The organism is Okibacterium endophyticum (genome assembly GCF_054780075.1).
In genome coordinates, this window is the sequence record NZ_BAAGXA010000002.1 from 276,963 (window position 1) to 295,163 (window position 18,201).

General features: G+C 67.2%; 15 protein-coding genes. 11 read left to right on the forward strand and 4 right to left on the reverse strand.

Annotation, left to right across the window (positions count from 1 at the left end; genetic code table 11):
• The first annotated feature begins 72 nt into the window (after nt 1–72).
• The 6 genes from ACYVF5_RS01610 to prpB all read left to right on the forward strand — a co-directional run bounded on the left by ACYVF5_RS01610 (nt 73) and on the right by prpB (nt 5,887).
• Entirely contained in the window at nt 73–627 is a 555-nt protein-coding gene (locus tag ACYVF5_RS01610) for a YbhB/YbcL family Raf kinase inhibitor-like protein (RefSeq protein WP_460942623.1), read from the forward strand.
• A gap of 242 nt (nt 628–869) precedes the next feature.
• On the forward strand, nt 870–1,673 hold the full coding sequence (locus ACYVF5_RS01615) for an enoyl-CoA hydratase/isomerase family protein (protein ID WP_460942625.1): 804 nt from the start codon (nt 870–872) through the stop codon (nt 1,671–1,673).
• A 52-nt stretch (nt 1,674–1,725) separates the two neighbouring features.
• Nucleotides 1,726–2,553 (forward strand): SDR family oxidoreductase, encoded by an 828-nt coding sequence (locus tag ACYVF5_RS01620; RefSeq protein WP_460942627.1) that lies wholly within the window; start codon nt 1,726–1,728, stop codon nt 2,551–2,553.
• Between the two features lie 105 nt (nt 2,554–2,658).
• The gene (locus ACYVF5_RS01625) at nt 2,659–3,348 is read left to right on the forward strand and encodes a GntR family transcriptional regulator (protein ID WP_460942629.1); all 690 of its coding nucleotides are present in this window, start codon (nt 2,659–2,661) and stop codon (nt 3,346–3,348) included.
• Nucleotides 3,345–4,868: an MmgE/PrpD family protein gene (locus ACYVF5_RS01630; protein WP_460942631.1), complete on the forward strand. Its 1,524-nt coding sequence runs from the start codon at nt 3,345–3,347 to the stop codon at nt 4,866–4,868. Before ACYVF5_RS01625 ends, ACYVF5_RS01630 begins: the two co-directional genes overlap by 4 nt.
• A 119-nt stretch (nt 4,869–4,987) precedes the next feature.
• Complete coding sequence (prpB, locus tag ACYVF5_RS01635) at nt 4,988–5,887, forward strand: methylisocitrate lyase (RefSeq protein ID WP_460942633.1); 900 nt, start codon at nt 4,988–4,990, stop codon at nt 5,885–5,887.
• A gap of 104 nt (nt 5,888–5,991) precedes the next feature.
• Here prpB and ACYVF5_RS01640 read toward each other — a convergent pair whose 3' ends face one another.
• Nucleotides 5,992–7,140 carry an ice-binding family protein gene (locus ACYVF5_RS01640; protein ID WP_460942635.1) on the reverse strand — a complete coding sequence of 383 codons (1,149 nt, stop codon included), beginning with the start codon at nt 7,138–7,140 and terminating at the stop codon, nt 5,992–5,994.
• Between the two features lie 296 nt (nt 7,141–7,436).
• On the opposite strand from ACYVF5_RS01640, the gene ACYVF5_RS01645 reads away from it, so the two are divergent.
• Entirely contained in the window at nt 7,437–8,612 is a 1,176-nt protein-coding gene (locus ACYVF5_RS01645; RefSeq protein ID WP_460942637.1) for a bifunctional 2-methylcitrate synthase/citrate synthase, read from the forward strand.
• A 171-nt stretch (nt 8,613–8,783) separates the two neighbouring features.
• On the forward strand, nt 8,784–9,344 hold the full coding sequence (locus ACYVF5_RS01650; RefSeq protein ID WP_460942639.1) for an acyl-CoA thioesterase: 561 nt from the start codon (nt 8,784–8,786) through the stop codon (nt 9,342–9,344).
• 157 nt (nt 9,345–9,501) lie between these two features.
• Here the strand turns inward: ACYVF5_RS01650 and ACYVF5_RS01655 are convergent, their stop codons facing one another.
• Nucleotides 9,502–9,894, reverse strand: coding sequence for a RidA family protein (locus ACYVF5_RS01655; RefSeq protein ID WP_460942641.1), 393 nt, complete (start codon nt 9,892–9,894; stop codon nt 9,502–9,504).
• 158 nt (nt 9,895–10,052) lie between these two features.
• Here ACYVF5_RS01655 and ACYVF5_RS01660 point away from each other — a divergent pair, with 158 nt between their 5' ends.
• Complete coding sequence (locus tag ACYVF5_RS01660; protein ID WP_460942643.1) at nt 10,053–11,129, forward strand: DNA-3-methyladenine glycosylase family protein; 1,077 nt, start codon at nt 10,053–10,055, stop codon at nt 11,127–11,129.
• A gap of 305 nt (nt 11,130–11,434) precedes the next feature.
• Nucleotides 11,435–11,770, forward strand: a complete 336-nt coding sequence (locus tag ACYVF5_RS01665; RefSeq protein WP_460942645.1) for a hypothetical protein — start codon at nt 11,435–11,437, stop codon at nt 11,768–11,770.
• On the opposite strand, the gene ACYVF5_RS01670 is transcribed toward ACYVF5_RS01665, so the two are convergent.
• Nucleotides 11,740–13,449 carry a phytoene desaturase family protein gene (locus ACYVF5_RS01670; RefSeq protein ID WP_460942647.1) on the reverse strand — a complete coding sequence of 570 codons (1,710 nt, stop codon included), beginning with the start codon at nt 13,447–13,449 and terminating at the stop codon, nt 11,740–11,742. The two genes, ACYVF5_RS01665 and ACYVF5_RS01670, sit on opposite strands and share 31 nt — an antisense overlap.
• A gap of 115 nt (nt 13,450–13,564) precedes the next feature.
• Nucleotides 13,565–14,242 carry a hypothetical protein gene (locus ACYVF5_RS01675; protein ID WP_460942649.1) on the reverse strand — a complete coding sequence of 226 codons (678 nt, stop codon included), beginning with the start codon at nt 14,240–14,242 and terminating at the stop codon, nt 13,565–13,567.
• Between the two features lie 139 nt (nt 14,243–14,381).
• Here ACYVF5_RS01675 and ACYVF5_RS01680 point away from each other — a divergent pair, with 139 nt between their 5' ends.
• Nucleotides 14,382–18,179 carry a proline dehydrogenase family protein gene (locus tag ACYVF5_RS01680; RefSeq protein WP_460942651.1) on the forward strand — a complete coding sequence of 1,266 codons (3,798 nt, stop codon included), beginning with the start codon at nt 14,382–14,384 and terminating at the stop codon, nt 18,177–18,179.
• Nucleotides 18,180–18,201 lie beyond the last annotated feature (22 nt).

An 18,201-nucleotide genomic window follows, 5' to 3' on the forward strand; every position in this document is an offset into this window, starting at 1 on the left:
CCGTACGGCCACAGGGTGCCTAGGCTGGTGGCGCAGAAGCTCGTGACCGCTGATACAGATGAGGGCGCACACATGCCGAATGATATCGATGTCGATTTCGACCCCCACGCTCGTTTCGGGGAGGTTCCGTCGTTCACGCTCACCAGCGACGACGTCGCGCACGGACAGCCGCTCAGAGCCGCGCAGTACGCGGCGGCCGCAGGCGGCGACGACGTGTCGCCGCAGCTCAGCTGGTCAAGAGCACCGGAGGGAACCAGAAGTTTCGCCGTGACGTGTTACGACCCGGATGCTCCCACCGGGTCGGGCTACTGGCACTGGGCGGTCTTCGACATTCCGGCGTCTGTGACGTCGCTGCCGTCCGGCGCCGGGGCTCAGAGCACGGGCTCCCTGCCAGAGGGAGCCGTGACGCTGCCGAACGAGTCGCGCAGCGCGTTCTTCCAGGGCGCGAACCCGCCAGACGGAACCGGAGTGCATCGGTACCTCTTCATCGTGCACGCGGTCGATGTCGAGAAACTCGGCATCGACCCCTCGTCCACACCGGCGGCGCTCGGATTCAACCTGCATTTTCATGCGCTGGGCCGCGCGCAGATCACGGGCACGGGGATCTTCGGCGGCGCAACGCGCTGACGCGTTCCGGCTCCGCGCCTCGGCTCCGCACTCCGGTATGGGGGAGGGCCGAAGCGGGCCTGCGCGTGCACTTGTGCGCCGCCCACAGCCCGTGCGCTCGGTGATGCTGTCGATGCAGCATCGCGAACAAGTCTGCCGACGGCACTGGTACCGCGGGCGTGGGAGCCATAGGCTCGCAAGTGCGCCACGGCGCGTTCTCGTCACGGTGTTGTGACGAGAACCGGACCGAGGAAGGACACGGTGTGACCGACAGCATCCTCTGCGAGGTGAGTGACGGCCTCGCCCGCGTCACCCTCAACCGCCCGGACAGCCTCAACGCCATCGACGAGAGCGCTGCGCGCGCGTGGTGTGAGATCGCAACCGAGATCGCCGAGAGCGACGAGGTGCAAGTCGTGCTGCTCGACGCACTGGGACCTGCGTTCTGCGCGGGTGGAGACGTTATGGCGTTCGCGCAGATGGCGGGCGGATCTGGGGCCGACCCCTCGACGGGCAGCGGCGGAGCGCGGCTGATCGCTGAACTCGCCGACGTGATCCACAACGGTCACCGCATTCTGCGCGAGACGCCCAAGCCGATCGTCGCAGCCGTGCAGGGTGCTGTCGCCGGCGGCGGCCTCGGGTTTATGCTCGTCGCCGACTACATCGTGGCGAGCGGACACGCCCGTTTCGTCTCGAAATACGCGGACATCGGTCTCACTCCCGACTGCGGGGTGTCGACCCTGCTTCCAGAGGCCGTCGGAATGCGGCGAGCACTCGAACTCATGCTGAGCGACCGCTCTCTCACGGCCGCCGAGGCACTCGAGTGGGGCTTGATCACCGAGGTGGTTCCGGCTCACGAACTCTCGGCGCGTGCCTACGTCGTCGCCGACCACTGGCTCGCGGGGGCGACGGATGCGTTCGGCCAGGCCAAGAGACTGCTGAGGGCGTCGCCTTTCCGTGACTACCGGGACTCGCTCGACGATGAGGCGCGAACGATAGCCGCGTCGCTGGCGAGCCCCGCGGCTCACGAGAGGATCGCCGCGTTCGCCGCCCGCTCTGCCGGCCGGTAACATCCGCTTCACCCACCGAACCCGTTCAACTCGCACGAAAGAGGGCATCCGCATGAACGCACCGCTCGCGGGCAAGACCATCCTGATGTCTGGAGGAAGCCGCGGAATCGGCCTCGCCATCGCCCTGCGCGCGGCGCGTGACGGGGCGAACATCGCCATGCTCGCCAAAACCGATACTCCCGACCCACGGCTCGAGGGCACGATCCACACGGCCGCAGAGCAGATCAGGGATGCGGGCGGGCGGGCACTGCCCGTGCGCGGCGATGTGCGCAACGACGACGACATCACTCGAGCGGTCATCGAGACCGTCGGAGCCTTCGGCGGCATCGACATCGTCGTCAACAATGCGAGCGTGTTGAACCTCTCGCACACACTCGATCTCGAGCCGAAGCGGTTCGACCTGATGCAAGACGTCAACATGCGCGGCACGTTCATGCTGACGCGTGCCGCGATCCCGCAGCTGAAAGAGTCAGAGAACGCGCACATCCTGTCGCTCAGCCCGCCGATCAACCTCGATCCCAGGTGGCTCGGCGCGCACACCGGCTACACACTTGCGAAGTACGGCATGTCGCTCGCGACACTCGGCATCGCCGCCGAGTTCGCCCCTGACGGCATCGCGGCGAACACCCTCTGGCCGCGGACGACGATCAGAACGGCTGCGGTCGGCAACATTCTCGGGGGTGATGCGCTGATGGCGAAGAGCCGAACGCCTGAGATCTATGCGGATGCCGCGTATGAGGTTCTCATCAAGCCGGCGCGTGAGTACACCGGCCGGTCGCTCATCGTCGAAGACGTGCTGGCGGATGCCGGTGTCACCGACCTCGCCAAATACTCGCCGGGGGTCGATGAGAAAGACCTCTTTCCCGACATCTTTCTCTGATGCACCAGCTTATGCAGCCATACGGTATACCCGGGCCGGCGTTGAGTCATGAATCGGGCGCTCATTACCCGCTCAGGTATACCTAGGTGTTCGCTGACGCGTATAATGGCATCCGTGCGTGCCAGCGACAGGGCTTATGAAGCGCTGAAAGAAGACATTCTTCAGTGGCGTCTCGCACCGGGCGCCGTGCTCGCCGAGAACGAGCAGTCCGCACGACTCGGCATCTCGCGCACCCCGCTGCGCGAGGCCATCACCCGCCTCGCAGCCGAAGGCCTCGTCCACGTCACGCGCGGGCGTGCCGGTGTGGTGACCGGGGTCTCACCGGCCAGCCTCATCGAGCTCTTCGAGCTCAGAGAGGCACTGGAGACCCAGGCGGCACGTCTCGCTGCTCGCCGGCGTGACGCCGCCGTGTTCGAGGGGCTGCGCGGCGATCTGCTCTCGACCACCCGTGACGTCGCGGAGAACGCCACCGCGGCATCCGTCGACGCCTATTACTCACTCGTCTCTCGTCTGGACGCTGCGATCGCGCAGGCCATGGCAAGCGCCCACCTGCTCGGTGCACTGAACAGGATGAGCGGCCACCTGGCGCGAGCCAGGCGGTTCGCGCACAACAACCCGCTTCGCCTGGCCGAGTCCGTCGGCGAACACCTGCTCATCGTCGACGCGATCATCGCTCGCGACGAGACTCTCGCCGCGCAGGCGACCGCCGTGCACCTGCGCAAGAGCCTGTCGAACCTGCTCGAGACCATCGGCACGGAGACGGCCCCACACTCCCAGCCGGAAGGAACAGCATGAGACACCACCACCTGCGCACCCATCGAAGTGACGAGAATCTCGAGCGCGAGGGTCAGCTCGCGTGGGCGATCGCCGAGGTCGCGACCGACGAGGTCGCTGTGACCGACGAGGCCACCGAGATGGTGATCAACCGGGTCATCGACAATGCGGCGGTGGCAGCCGCATCGCTCACCCGCGGACCGGTCGTCGCCGCGCGCTCGCAGGCCGAGGCGCACCCGGTCACAACGGGCGGCGACGGGTCGACCATTTTCGGCCGGGATGCCGCGCGTCGTGTGAGCCCCGAATGGGCAGCGTGGGCCAATGGCGTGGCCGTGCGAGAGCTCGACTACCACGACACGTTCCTCGCCGCCGAGTACTCGCATCCGGGTGACAACATTCCGCCCCTGATCGCTGTTGCACAGCACGCAGGCGCCAATGGGGCGGACCTCGTGCGGGGGATCGTCACCGGTTATGAGATCCAGATCGACCTGGCGAAGGCGATCAGCCTGCACAAGCACAGGATCGACCACGTCGCCCACCTTGGCCCGTCGGCAGCTGCAGGCATCGGCACGATGCTGTACCTCTCCTCAGAGGTGATCTTCCAAGCGGTCGGGCAGGCGCTGCACACCACAACGGCCACCCGGCAGTCTCGCAAGGGCCAGATCTCGACGTGGAAGGCGCACGCCCCCGCCTTCGCGGGCAAGATGGCCATCGAGGCCGTTGATCGCGCGATGCGCGGGCAGACCTCCCCGGAGCCCATCTGGGAGGGCGAAGACGGGGTGATCGCCTGGCTGCTCGATGGCCCTGATGCCTCCTATGAGGTTCCACTGCCCGAACCGGGTGAAGCGAAACGCGCCATCCTCGACAGCTACACCAAGGAGCACTCGGCCGAGTACCAGGCGCAGGCCTGGATCGATCTGGGCCGCAGGCTGCACCGCGAGCATCCGGTCCTTCTCGAGCCCGGAGCGATCGCGAGCGTGGTCATCCACACCTCGCACCACACCCACTACGTGATCGGCTCCGGGGCGAACGACCCGCAGAAGTACGACCCGACGGCGTCGCGCGAGACGCTCGACCACTCGATTCCCTACATCTTCACCGTCGCCCTGCAGGACGGCCGCTGGCACCACGTCGACTCCTACACCCCGGAGCGCGCGGGGCGTGCAGACACCATCGACCTGTGGAACCGCGTCACGACGGTCGAAGACCCCGAGTGGACCCGCAGGTACCACTCTGCAGACATCACCGAGAAGGCCTTCGGCGGCCGGGTCGAGATCGAGCTCGAGAACGGCGAGACGATCGTCGACGAGATAGCCGTCGCCGATGCGCATCCGCTCGGAGCACGGCCGTTTGCACGTGCGGACTATGTGCACAAGTTCCGCACGCTCGCGGCGCACGTGCTCGAACCAGAAGAGATCGAGAGTTTTCTCGCGCTCGCCGAGCGTCTGCCGCACCTCACGGCGAACGAGGTGCGCGGACTCACCATCCAGGCGGCGCCAGGGGTGCTCGCATCGGTCGAACCGCCGCGCGGACTGTTCTAGTCCGGCCACCGTGCACAACGTCGGAGATCTGATGCATCGCGGCTCGAATCGGCCGCCTGGGCGTCGTCACAGCGGAAGGTTCCGAAGTTGTGCACACCTGAGTCTTGAGAAGGAGAGAAATGCTCTACGCACGCACACCCGCCGGTGAGAAACGCCGCCTGTTCCGCGAGCGGCTCGGCACCGGTCAGACCCTGCGGTTCCCCGGGGCGTTCAACCCGCTGTCGGCGAGGCTGATCGAGCGCAAAGGCTTCGACGGTGTCTACATCTCCGGTGCTGTGCTCAGCGCCGACCTCGGGTTGCCCGACATCGGCCTGACCACCCTCAGCGAAGTCGCCGGACGCGCGAAGCAGATCGCGCGGATGACCGAGCTGCCCGCCATCGTGGATGCCGACACCGGCTTCGGCGAGCCGATGAACGTCGCGCGCACGATCCAAGAGCTCGAGGATGCCGGTCTCGCCGGCACACACATCGAGGACCAGGTCAATCCCAAGCGCTGTGGGCACCTCGACGGCAAGCAGGTCGTCGATGAGTCGACGGCGCTGAAGCGCATCCGTGCGGCGACCGATGCGAGGCGCGACCCGAACTTTCTCATCATGGCGCGCACAGACATCCGCGCCGTCGACGGGCTCGATGCGGCTATCGACCGCGCGAAGAAGCTCGTCGATGCGGGCGCCGACGCGATCTTTCCCGAGGCGATGCGCGACCTGGGCGAGTTCGAGGCGATCCGCAAGGCTGTCGACGTGCCGATTCTGGCGAACGTAACGGAGTTCGGGAAGAGCGAGCTCTTCACCACCGACCAGCTCGCGGACGTCGGCGTCAACATCGTCATCTGGCCGGTGTCGATGCTGCGCATCGCGATGGGGGCCACGGAGCGGGCCCTCGACACTCTCAACGAGCAGGGCGCGCTCGCCTCGAAACTCGATGAGATGCAGCATCGCGCCGAACTCTATGACCTGATCGACTACGAGGGATACAACCACTTCGACACGTCGGTCTTCAATTTCACCGTGGAGCGCTGACACCCGCCGGCCGCTGACACCCGGGGCCGCTGACGCCCGCCGGCCCCTGGCATCCGCCAGGCACCGGCGGGCGCCACGATTCGAGAGATCAGCTGTGCTTAGCGCTACCGCCGGGTGTTCCTTGCCGAGCGGGAGACCGCCAGCGTCAGAACTCCGAGACCCGTGAGGATCACTGTCACGAGCAGCATGCTGCTGGCGTCTGTGCCCGTCGCGGCCAGTTCGTCTTCCGGGTTGCTATCGGCGTCTGCGCCCGTGCTGTTGTCTGTGTCTGCGGCGTCCGTGTCTGTGGCGTCTGTGTCTGTGTTGCCGTCGGTGTCCACGGCGGCATCGGTGTCCACGTTGCCGTCGACGTCGGTGGCAGTGTCGACGTCGGTGGCAGTGTCGACGTCGGCGTCAGTGTCCACGTCGGTGGCAGCATCCACGTCGGCGTCGGCGTCGGTGTCGGTGGCCGCATCGGTGTCGGTGTCGGCGTCGGTATCTGCGTCGCCGTCTTCATCACAGGTGGGAACGGTGACGGTGTCGTTGATGAGGGTCACGGCACCGGTTTCCGCGCCGGCGCCGGCCAGAAGGCGCCCCTCGATCGTCGCGGCGTTGAGCACACTGATCGATGCGCTCGCCATGATCGTTCCGACGAACGTTGTATTGGCATTGAGCGTTGCGGAGCTGCCGATCTGCCAGAAGACGTTGCACGCCTGCACCTCGCCGCTGAGAGCGATGGTGCTCCCGGTCCCCATGGTGAGAGTGCTGCCCGCCTGGAACACGAAGACGTCGTCGGCGTCTCCGACGAGGGTGATCGTTCCGCTGTTCAGCAGCGAACTCGCTGATGAGTAGACACCGGCCGTGAACTCGCTGCCGGTCAGGTCACCCGTGCCGACATCGTCCTGTGTGGGCGTCATGCCTGCAGCGGTCGTGTACGCGGCGATGAGTTCGTTCCGCGCGGCGAGCGCGTCGGCATCGGCCGCATGGGTCTCGCCGTTCACGGTGCCACCACCGGGGATGCCGAACCCGACGACCGCGGTGCCCGGGTGAACCCCGAGGTCTCCGTTGATGACCGTGGGTCCGGTGTTGGTGACCGTTGCGGCGCCGAGCACTGCATAACCGGCCGCGCTGCCGAGGTAGTCGGCGCCTCCGGGGAGCCCGGCCGCATGGGCGCGGGCGCCGCCGGCGAAGGCGAGGGTCAGTGCCGCGAGAACGGCGAGGCTCAGCCAGATGGCCGAGCGTGTGATACCGGGTCGATCCGCTGATCTGAGCATAAGGCAGGCGCTTCTTTCGTGAGGACGCGGCTGCTACGCAGTTCGGCAGCGGCGGCTGCAACCCCAGTTATTCACCACGCGTGCCTATACCAAGGGTCGCACAGACTACGCCAATGTCAAGACCGCGTAAGGATTCCGTCGGAACGAGCCCGCACGCGCTTAGCGCTATCCGACCTCGATCGGTAGAGTCATGCCTGTACCCACACAACGGGTTCAGAGGAATCGAGCGTCGCATCACGTCGAGCGTCGCACGCCGTATGACCGGCCGATCCGACAAGCGCGCAAAGGAGCAGACCATGACCGTTGCCGACCTCGCACCAGGGGCCACGCCCCAGATCAAAAAGGGCCTCGCAGGTGTGGTCGTCGACCACACAGCGATCTCAAAGGTCAATCCCGAGACGAACTCACTGCTGTATCGCGGGTACCCCGTGCAAGAACTCGCGGCGAGCTGCTCCTTCGAGCAGGTCGCCTGCCTGCTCTGGCACGGCGAGCTCCCGACCGACTCCGAGCTCGCCGAGTTCGAGAAGCTCGAGCGCTCGCTGCGGCCTCTCGACCCGCGCACCAAGAGGATCATCGACGAGTTGCCGCTCGACGCGCATCCGATGGATGTCGTGCGTACGGCCGTGAGCGTTGTCGGAGCCACCGACCCGACCCTCAATCACGAGAACGGGGTGTCAGACCTCAGACTCAACGAGGGCAGGGCGACCTACCTGTTCGCGCAGCTGCCCGCCATCGTCGCATACGACCAGCGTCGCCGTCGTGGGCAGGGCATCGTTCCGCCGCGCGACGACCTCGGCTACTCGGCCAACTTTCTCTGGATGACCTTCGGCGAAGAGCCCGCGCCGGTCGTCGAGAAGGCGTTCACCGTGTCGATGATTCTGTATGCCGAGCACTCTTTCAACGCGTCGACGTTCACCGCGCGTGTGGTGACCTCGACGATGAGCGACCTCTATTCGGCGGTGGTCGCGGGCATCGGAGCGCTGAAGGGCCCTCTGCACGGCGGAGCCAACGAGGCGGTGATGCACACCTTCGACGAGATCGGCGAGGCCTCGAAGGCCGAGGCCTGGCTCGAGAACGCGCTCGCCGAGAAGCGCAAGATCATGGGTTTCGGGCACCGTGTCTACAAGAACGGCGACTCGCGGGTGCCGACGATGGAGGCCGCGCTCAAAGAGCTGGTGGAGCACTACGATCGGCCAGATCTGCTCGATCTCTATACGACCCTCGAAGAGGCGATGGTGTCTCGCAAGAACATCAAGCCGAACCTCGACTATCCCTCTGGCCCGGCGTACAGCCTGATGGGGTTCGACACGCTGCAGTTCACACCGCTGTTCGTCGCCTCTCGTGTTGTCGGCTGGACGGCCCACATCGCCGAGCAGGCGGCATCCAATGCGCTGATCCGGCCATTGTCCGAGTACAACGGGCCCGACGAGCGCCACCTGCAGACAGCTCGATCCTCACCAGCGGGAGGGTAGAGCTCGCCGCGAGACGAGGATGAATTCGCGGGAATCGTCCTAGCCCCGTGACTTTTGCCTGCTGCGCAGCTGTTCTTCGACGTCGGGTGTCGCTGCGTGAGACTGTGCCCTGATTGTCGCGCATCTACAGGGCGGATGCCGTGGTGCCGACGGGCGGGATAACATCCGTGAATGCACATGATGTTTCGCACGATCCTGACGTTCTGGCTCGCCCGCAGACGCATGAGACGTGGCCGGGCCCTCGGCCACTACGATGTCGGGCGTATTCGCTTGACCACGCTGCCGACAGATCTCGATCTGATGATGCACATGAACAACGGTGTGTATCTCTCGATCTTCGACCTCGGTCGTTTCGATCTGCTGATCAGGAGTGGGCTCTGGGACATCTTCACCGAGCGGGGCTGGTACCCGGTGGTCAGGAACGAGACGATCTCGTTTCGCAAGTCCCTGAAACTGTGGCAGCGGTTCACCGTGGAGTCGCGGGTGATCGGCTTCGACGACCGCTCGGTCTTCATCGAGCAGCGCATCGTTGTGAAGGGCGAGATCTATACGAAGGCCCACATCCGCGGCCGTTTTCTCAAGAAGTCCGGGGGATCGGTCTCGATCGACGAACTCATCGACGCGGTGGGTGGAATGCCGGAGAACGCGCGGATCGAAGAGTGGATGGTGCGCTGGTCGGCGGATGTCTCACTGCCGTCGACGAAAGACCCTGCGCCGAGCGCCTGGGATTGAGCCGGGCTGACTGAGCAGCGCGGGCTAGCGCGGGCTGGGCAGCATCGGCGTCTCGGGGAGCTGGGGGCATTGCCGGGCTGCCGCAGCTCGGCGATGGGGAAGGGCGCGTGAGCGCGGTGCTGGAAGAATCGTACGGGCGGGCACCGACACCGGCTGCTCACCGTGCGGGGATCGCGGCCACCGCGTCGATCTCGACGAGAGCACCGGGTCGAGCGGGAGTCACAGCGAGCACGGTGACGGCGGTGCGCCGGTTTCCCCACACCGTGCCCGTCGCCGCATAGGCGTCGGCCGGATCGATGCCCGCGGCGAGATAGATCGTCAATTTGACCACGTTCTCCGGGCCGGTTCCGGCTTCGGCGAGCACGGCGAGCACGTTGCGCAGGGCCTGCTCCGTCTGCGGCCCGAGCCCGTCGAGCAGGGCGCCCGTGCTGTCGGTCCCGTTCTGGCCGCCGACGTAGAGCGTCGGCCAGGCGGGTGCGATCATGCCCTGTGCGAACGCCGGACTCGTGTGCAGCTGGGGAGGGTCGACGGGGACGGGCTGAATGGTCATGATCTTCTCCGTATGCTCATGTGGTGGCGAATGCCTCGAGTGCAGAATGCGTCGAGTATCGCATCGGCGGCCGACACGGCCGCACGTCCAGGCTCGACCGCCGGCAAGGATGCGCGCCGTGCCGGCCCTGTCGGTGGTGCTGACGTATGGTTGTGGCCATGCATCCCACGCTCGCCGAACACAGCATCACGGCTGAGCTCGATGAGATCGTCGCTGGTCTTCGGATAGCCGATGGGGCCGCAGACGACAGCCGTGCAGAGCATCCGGGACCGGCGAACAGCCCGTCGTCCGCCACGTCGGCCACTCCGGCCACGTCGGTCCGCGCGGAACCCGCCGTTCGCACCCGCTACACGCCGAGGCATCCGCTCGACCTGTCATCGACGCTGAGCCCGCTGGCTCGAGGGGGAGACGGGCCGTGCTTTCGGCGCACTCCCGGTGGCGCGTGGCTCACTCTGCGCACCCCGATCGGGCCGGCGACACTTCACATCGAGCGCGAGGCGCACGCCGTCGAGGCCGCCGCGTGGGGTGCAGGCGCCGAGTGGGCTCTCGAGCGGGTTCCATCGCTGCTCGGCGCTGACGACGACTGGAGCGACCTCGATCTGTCGTCGAGCCGGCTGCTCACCGAGGTCAGGCGACGAAACCCCGGCCTGCGGCTGGCTCGCACCGGCACGGTGTTCGAACTGCTCGTGCCCTCTGTGCTCGAGCAGAAGGTCACCTGCCATGAAGCGTGGCGATCGTGGCGCACGCTCGTCCGCCGGCACGGAGAGGCGGCGCCCGGCCCAGCCCCGGAGGGTCTCGTCGTCGCCCCGAGCGCCGAGCAATGGCGCGACATCCCGAGCTGGGAATGGCACGAAGCAGGCGTCGGGCCACAGCGCTCGCAGACCGTCGTACGAGTGAGCCGAGTGGCGGACGCCCTGGAACGGACGGCAGGCGTCGACGCCGCCGAGGCATCCGCCCGCATGACGAGCCTGCCGGGCATCGGCGTCTGGACAGCCGCAGAGGTCACGAGCAGATCGCACGGAGACCCGGATGCCGTGAGCGTCGGCGACTATCACCTCGCGTCGACAGTCGGCGCGGCACTCACCGGGTCTCCCGTCGACGACGACTGCATGCTCGAACTGCTCGAACCGTGGCACGGGCAGCGCCAGCGTGTGATCCGCCTGATCTGGATGAGCGGCGTCCGAAGACCACGCCGAGGGCCGCGCACAGCCGTTCCGGACCACCGCAGGCGATAGAGCGGCTGCCGGTCCGAGGTGCCGCCACTGACTGGCACGTCGGGAGAAAGCGGGCTATGGTTCGAAGCAAGGATCATGCAGACCACACCGAACGGCCACTCATTCACCGCGCTCGCTCGAACGAGACGCGGGTCTTCTGTGTGCCCGGCGTTCAGTCGCCGATCCTTTTCGCGCCGCCCCGTCGATCGCACTCCCTTCGCAGCACCCTCGATCGACGCACCCACGTTCATCTAGACGCGCGCACCCGCACACCGGCGCTCGTCCACATCTGGGCGGGCGCTTCTTGTTTTGCACAGGAGGAACACATGACCGAATCGCCACGCGTCATCCGGCTGACCGATGACGACATCGAACGTCTGCAAGAGGGGCAGCGCCGTGTGCAGATCGCCCCCAGCGCGGAGTACGTCGCCGCGAGAAGACATGTGCTCGCGCTCGCAGCCGGCACCGACGCCATGATCGAGATCGCTGCGGCCTTCCGCGAGCAGGTCGGAGCCCTCGGCTACGATCGCACGGCAACCGATCGTGCAGCGCTCGCCGTGAGGTGGGCGGCGCTCGCCGATCGGTTCGCGCCTGAACTGAGCGACGACGAGGTGCGAGCGCTCACAGCCGTCTACGACCAGGCAGTCGGTGTGTCCGCCTGACGGCCTGACGGCCAGCGACCCTCAGCTTCGAGCACCGCCATCGCGGCATCGCGACCGCCGATGCCGCGGATGCCGCCGCGAACGGCGCCTGCGGCGCAGAGCAGCACACGGGGGTGGCCAGTGGCCACACCCCAGCGTTCGGGCGGCGAGTCCACACGTGCGTCGTCTGAGGCGAACGGCCACGACATCCGCGCAGGACCGCCGTCGACGAGAGCGCTGGCGATGCACGGCCCCTCAACAGTGGTCATCAGCAGCGATCCGACCGGCTCGGCGAACACAGACTCGAGGGACGAGATCACCGTCTGCTTCAGGCGGTGAGCCGTCTCGGGCGAGTCGCGCTGATCGAGCAGCTGCTGCGGCATGTGCACAGCCGTCACGGTGAGAACGTGGGCCCCCGCGGCTCGCGGCGCGGGCGACAGAACGCGGGGATCGACGACCGAAGGCGAGAACACCCGAACGGGCAGCGGGTCGGGGATGCCGCCGCCGGCGGCAGTGACAGATGCGGAGTGCAGCAACGACGCGGTCTGGTTGACGTGCACACCGCTGCCGAAGGCCTCGTCAGGAGTGACCAGAGCATCGTGCAGGCGGGGCAGGCGACTCAGAAGCATCGTCACCGTCAGATGCGCCGTGCGTGACCGTTCCCGGCGCACCCGTGACCAGTCCGGGTCGCCGAAAGGGCGTGCCTCGAACGGCCCGAACGAGGGCTCGCCGGGAGCACCGCCGCCCGATGATCGGTTTCCGAGCAGAAGGGCGAGCTCGTCCGGATCGACGCCGGCGATCACCCACGCGGTGGCGATGGTGTGCGAGGTCGTGCCGAGGGTGTAGTCGACCAGGTTGCCGGCGTCTCCCGAGGCATCGATGGCGGTCACCTCGGCGGAGGTCACCACCTGCACACCGGCCTTCTCGGCCGCACGGGCCAGCTCCTGGGTGATCGTCGCGGCTGTTCCGCCCCGGGTGTCAGCGGTCTCGTCGTTGAGCAGATGGGTGAGCAAACGGATGTTGTCGCTCAACAGCGCGTCGTCGCCGTGCGGTGTCTGGTCGCCTGGCATCCGGTCGCCTGGCGTTGAGGGGAGTGGCGTTGGGGGGAGTGCCTTCGACAGCATCACGCCGCGCGCGAGGTCGCTCTGACAGGTCTGCTCGATCAGGTGCCGGAGCGGGACCGTTGTCATCGAGTTCCAGAGGTCACCCGCCTGAGGGCTCGCACGACCGATGAGCTCGCCCAGTTCGTCACGGCGCAGCAGCGGACCGGTGAGCGTCGGGCGGATCGTCGCGGCGACCAGGCTGCACAGCTCGGTGAACCGCTCGAAGCGAGAGGCGTCGTGTTCGGCGCCGATCCTGCCGAACGACTCACGGGTGCGCCGATGATCGCCGGGGTCGATGACCAGACCGACCCGAGGGTCGAAGGGCAGGGGCGCATACACCCTCTGCGATCGCGTCGAGGCGGTCAGATCGAGGCCGAGATCGTCGATGACTGACGACGGAAGCCGATGCCCCCCAACGGTCTCCGAGAGACGGGCGGTGTCGACCCCCTCGACTCCGGGCTGCGATGCGGTGACGCCGCCGACGGCATCCGCTCGTTCGAGCAGCACCACGCGTTTGCCCGCCCTGGCCAGAGAGGCCGCGGCGATCAGGCCGTTGTCGCCGCCGCCGACGACGACGATCTCGGTGTCTGTGCGCATGTGCACCTCGTTGCGGTTGTGAGAGGGCCTGTCTCGACACTACTCAGTGCAGCGGGTCAGGCCAGGTCAGTGCAGCGGGTCACGTCAGGGCTGCGGGGTCACCGGATGCCGTGGGTCATTCGAGCAGGATCACAAGCGGTTCGTAGACCGCGAAGAGCAACGCCACGAGGGTTGAGGCGAATCCTGAGACGAGCAGCAGGCCGGGGTGTGCGAGTGCGACGACGACGCGCCTCGCATCGGGGCGAGACGCGAGAAGCGCATCGGGGATCCGGTCGTCGGCCGGATGCTGGGTCCAGCCCCTCAGCCGTGCGAGGAACCAGGCGCATCGAACCAGAAGCGCTGCCCAGAGCAGGATCAGAACCACGGGCCCACTGGCGGCGACCAGCTCGAAGCCCGTGCCGAGGATCTCTTTCTCGTTGTTGTCCAAGGCGAGCTGCAGCGTCGACGAGATCGATGCGCCGATCACTATCGACACCGTCCACGCCGTGAACGCGAAGACGAGGGTGAGAAACCGGATCAGAAAGTGGCTGAGGATCGAGTCGTGCACGTCGAGGTGCGTTCGCGGGGTCGCCTTCAGCACAACGACCGTCGCCGTGCCAGAGGGCGCGATGCACGCCAACGCGAGAGGGAACCAGATCCAGTCCTGTGCGTCGATGAACTCGAAGACCGCGATCACGGCGACCCAGAACAGCACCCAGGCCCATCCGAGGGCGAGCGGATGCCGCACCAGGACTCCCGCGCGTCGATCGCGGGCAGGCGTGGGATGTTCTTCGGGCGAGGCGTCTGCGACCACGAGCCCAGACTACCGGGGTGCGATGGCGCACGGCCCGACCCTGCGACCGCCGAGGTGACGGAGCAGCTGAACTTTCAGCACGCTGTGAACTCCGCGCGGCTCAGCGCGCCGCCCGCGGTCAAGCAATAGCCTCGTGATCATGCCGCACTCCTCTGCAGATCACAACTCGGCTGAGCCGAGCGCGACCGAACTCGCCGCAGAGGCCGTTGAGATCGCGCGCAGGTGGATCGCCGAGAGCGCCGACGCACAGGCAGACCAGGCGGCGGAGCGTCTCGCCGGTGTGCTGAAAGACCCGAACGGCCTTGTGTTCACCGTGGGGTTCGTCGACGGGGTGGCGAGACCCGAAGACCTGTTCGTCGCCGGATACAACCTGCAGAAGATCGCGAGACTCGCACCCCGGTTCTTGCCGTGGCACCTGCGCGCGGCCATCCGGATCGGCGGGGTTCTCGGGCCGGTCGTCCCCGCGGTCGTCATCCCCATCGCCAGACGGCTGTTACGCGGGATGGTCGGGCACCTGGTCGTCGATGCCACTCCGAGCAAGCTCGGGCCGGCGATCAGCGCACTGCGGTCAGACGGCGCGCGGCTCAACCTCAACCTGCTCGGCGAGACCGTGCTCGGCGAGCGCGAGGCCCTCAAACGCCTCGAGGGAACCCGTGAGCTGCTTGAGCGCGACGACGTGGACTACGTGTCGATCAAGGTGTCGTCCATCGCGTCGCAGCTGTCGATGTGGTCGATGGACGAAGCCGTCGACCGAGTCGTCGAGCGCCTCACGCCCCTGTATGAATACGCTGCCTGGTCGCAGAAGAACGCGGGCGAGAAGTTCATCAACCTCGACATGGAGGAGTACAGCGACCTCGAGCTGACCATCGAGGTGTTCACCAGGCTGCTCGACCAGCCGAAACTCAGGCATCTGCACGCGGGCATCGCGCTGCAGGCATACCTGCCGGATGCCCTCGGCGCGATGCAGAGACTGCAGGACTGGGCTGCCGCTCGGGTCGCCCGCGGCCGTGCACCGATCACGGTGCGCCTGGTGAAGGGCGCGAACCTCGCGATGGAGAACGTCGATGCCACGATCCACGGCTGGCCGCGCGCCCCATACGACCTGAAGCAAGACACGGACACCAACTACAAGCGGGTGCTGATGTGGGCGCTCACTCCCGAGCGCACAGAAGCGATCAGGATCGGTGTCGCCGGCCACAACCTCTTCGACGTGGCGTTCGCCTGGCGACTCGCGCAGTCCCGTGGTGTGACGGACCGCGTCGATTTCGAGATGCTTCTCGGCATGGCGACCGGCCAGGCGGCAGCGGTGTCGCGCGACGTGGGCGGGCTGCTGCTCTACACGCCCGTCGTCGACCCGCGTGAATTCGATGTGGCGATCTCGTATCTGGTCCGTCGTCTCGAAGAGAACGCGTCGAGTGAGAACTTTATGTCGGCGGTGTTCGAGCTGGCCGATGACCCCGCGCTGTTCGAGCGGGAGCGGGAGCGCTTTATGGGTTCGGCCGAGGCACTCGATGCCGCGATCGACGAGGTGCCACGGCCGCGGCGCACCCAGGATCGCTCCACCGAGTGGTCATGGGCAGAGCAAGGCACCGAAACGGATGCCGTGGTGAACCCGGGCGGCCGGCCGGCGGCATCCGAGGGCCGGCCGGGCGACAGGGCAGGCGAGACGGCCGGTGAGGGCGGGGGCGAGCAGCTGGACGATCAGGAGCTCTATCGCGCTGCGGACGACGAGCAGAGCATGACCGAGCAGGTGCTCGGCCTCGCCAGGGGAGCGCGGCCCGAGTCGCCGTTCGACACGGTGAGGGTCTTCGACACAACGACCCTCAACGACGTGGCGCCGGCCACCGAGATCGGTGCTCCCGGCTTCTTCAACACTCCAGACACCGACCCCGCGCTGCCGGCGAACCGGGCGTGGGCCGCGAGACTACTCGCCCGGGTGCCGGAGTCGGACATCGGCACGGCAACCATCGACGACGCTCGTGTCTCGACAGCTGATGAGCTCGACGCGATCGTCGAGACCGTTCGCGCCGCAGGTGCCGCGTGGGGCGCCCGCCCCGCGACCGAGCGCGCCGCGATGCTCGAGAGGATCGCGCTGTCGCTCTCGGCGAACCGAGATCGACTGATAGAGGTGATGGCCTCAGAGACGGGCAAGACCATCGCCGAGGCCGATCCAGAGGTGAGCGAGGCCATCGACTTCGCGCGCTACTACGGGTCGAAAGCGCGTGAGCTCGATGCCGTTCGCGGCGCGAAGTTCGTGCCGTCTCAGGTGATCGTCGTCACACCGCCGTGGAACTTTCCCGTCGCGATTCCGGCCGGCGGTGTGCTTGCCTCGCTCGCGGCGGGATCCGGTGTCATCATCAAACCCGCACACCAGGCCAGGCGCACAGGAGCCGTGATGGTCGAGGCTCTCTGGGAGGCCGGTGTGCCCCGCGAGCTGCTCGCCCTGGTCTCGTTCGACGAGCACGATCTGGGGGAGAGGCTCGTCTCGCACGATGCCGTCGATCGCGTGATCCTCACCGGAGCGTGGGAGACCGCACGGCTGTTCCGCTCGTGGCGCCCCGAGCTGCCGCTGCTCGCCGAGACCAGCGGCAAGAACGCGATCATCGTGACGCCGAGCGCGGATCTCGACCTCGCCGCGACGGACGTCGCCACGAGCGCGTTCGGTCATGCGGGACAGAAGTGCTCTGCCGCGAGCCTTGTCATCCTGGTGGGCTCCGTCGGCAGGAGCGAGCGTTTTCAACGGCAGCTCGTCGACGCCGTGACCTCTCTGCGCGTCGGCTACCCGGACGACCCCGCGAGCCAGGTCGGCCCTGTCATCGAGCCGGCCACAGGCAAGCTGAAGAAGGCGCTGACCGAACTCGGCGTCGGGGAGCGGTGGCTCGTCGAGCCACGGCAGCTCGACGACACCGGCCGGCTGTGGTCGCCAGGTGTGCGCACGGGAGTGGTCGCCGGGTCGGAGTTTCATCGCACGGAGTACTTCGGCCCGGTGCTCGGAATCATGTTCGCACCGACGCTCGGCGATGCGATCAGGCTCTCGAACCAGATCGAGTACGGGCTCACCGCCGGACTCCACACACAGGACCCGGTCGAGCTCGGAGAGTGGCTCACCCGGATCGAGGCCGGAAACCTCTACGTCAATCGCGGAATCACCGGCGCCATCGTGCAGCGTCAGCCGTTCGGGGGCTGGAAGAGGTCGTCCGTCGGGCCAGGCGCAAAGGTGGGTGGGCCGAACTACCTCGTCGGGCTCGGATCGTGGCAGCCGGACTCAGGCTCATCGAGTCCCACGCTGCACCTGCGCGGACTGGATTCACGCATCACCCGCATCATCGAGGCGGCGCAATCGTCGCTCGGCTATGAGGAGTTCGACGTGCTGCGGCGTTCGGCGCTGTCGGATGCCATCGCGTGGGGCACGGAGTTCGGCGAGGTGAAGGATGCCTCTGGGCTCGGCGTCGAACGCAACCTGTTCCGCTACCGGCCGGTGCCCGTCGCAGTGAGGGTGAGCGGCGAGGCGGACCTCGGCGATGCGCTGCGTGTTGTGATCGCCGCTGTGCGCTCGCGGTCCCGCTTCAGCCTGTCGCTGGCATCCGGTCTGCCCGCGGCGGTGCGAGCCGTGCTCGGGGATCTCGATGTGCCGGTGTCTGTCGAAAGCGACGACGAGTGGATCGCCCGTGTTGCGGCGAGGGGCTCGGACGAGGTCGTCGAGGCGGGTCTGCCGCGGGCAGACCGTGTGCGTATCGTCGGCTCCGATGCCTCGCGTCTGGAGCTTCACCTGTCGCTCGCCCGTGCCGTCGACGGCGACCCGGACCTCGCGATCTACTCGGGCGCCATCACCCAGGCGGGCCGCGTCGAGCTGCTGCCGTTCGTGCGCGAGCAGTCGATCTCGATCACGGCGCATCGCTTCGGCACACCAGATCCGTGGAGCGGCGACGTCATCTAGCCACGAAGCGACGGTAGCAAAA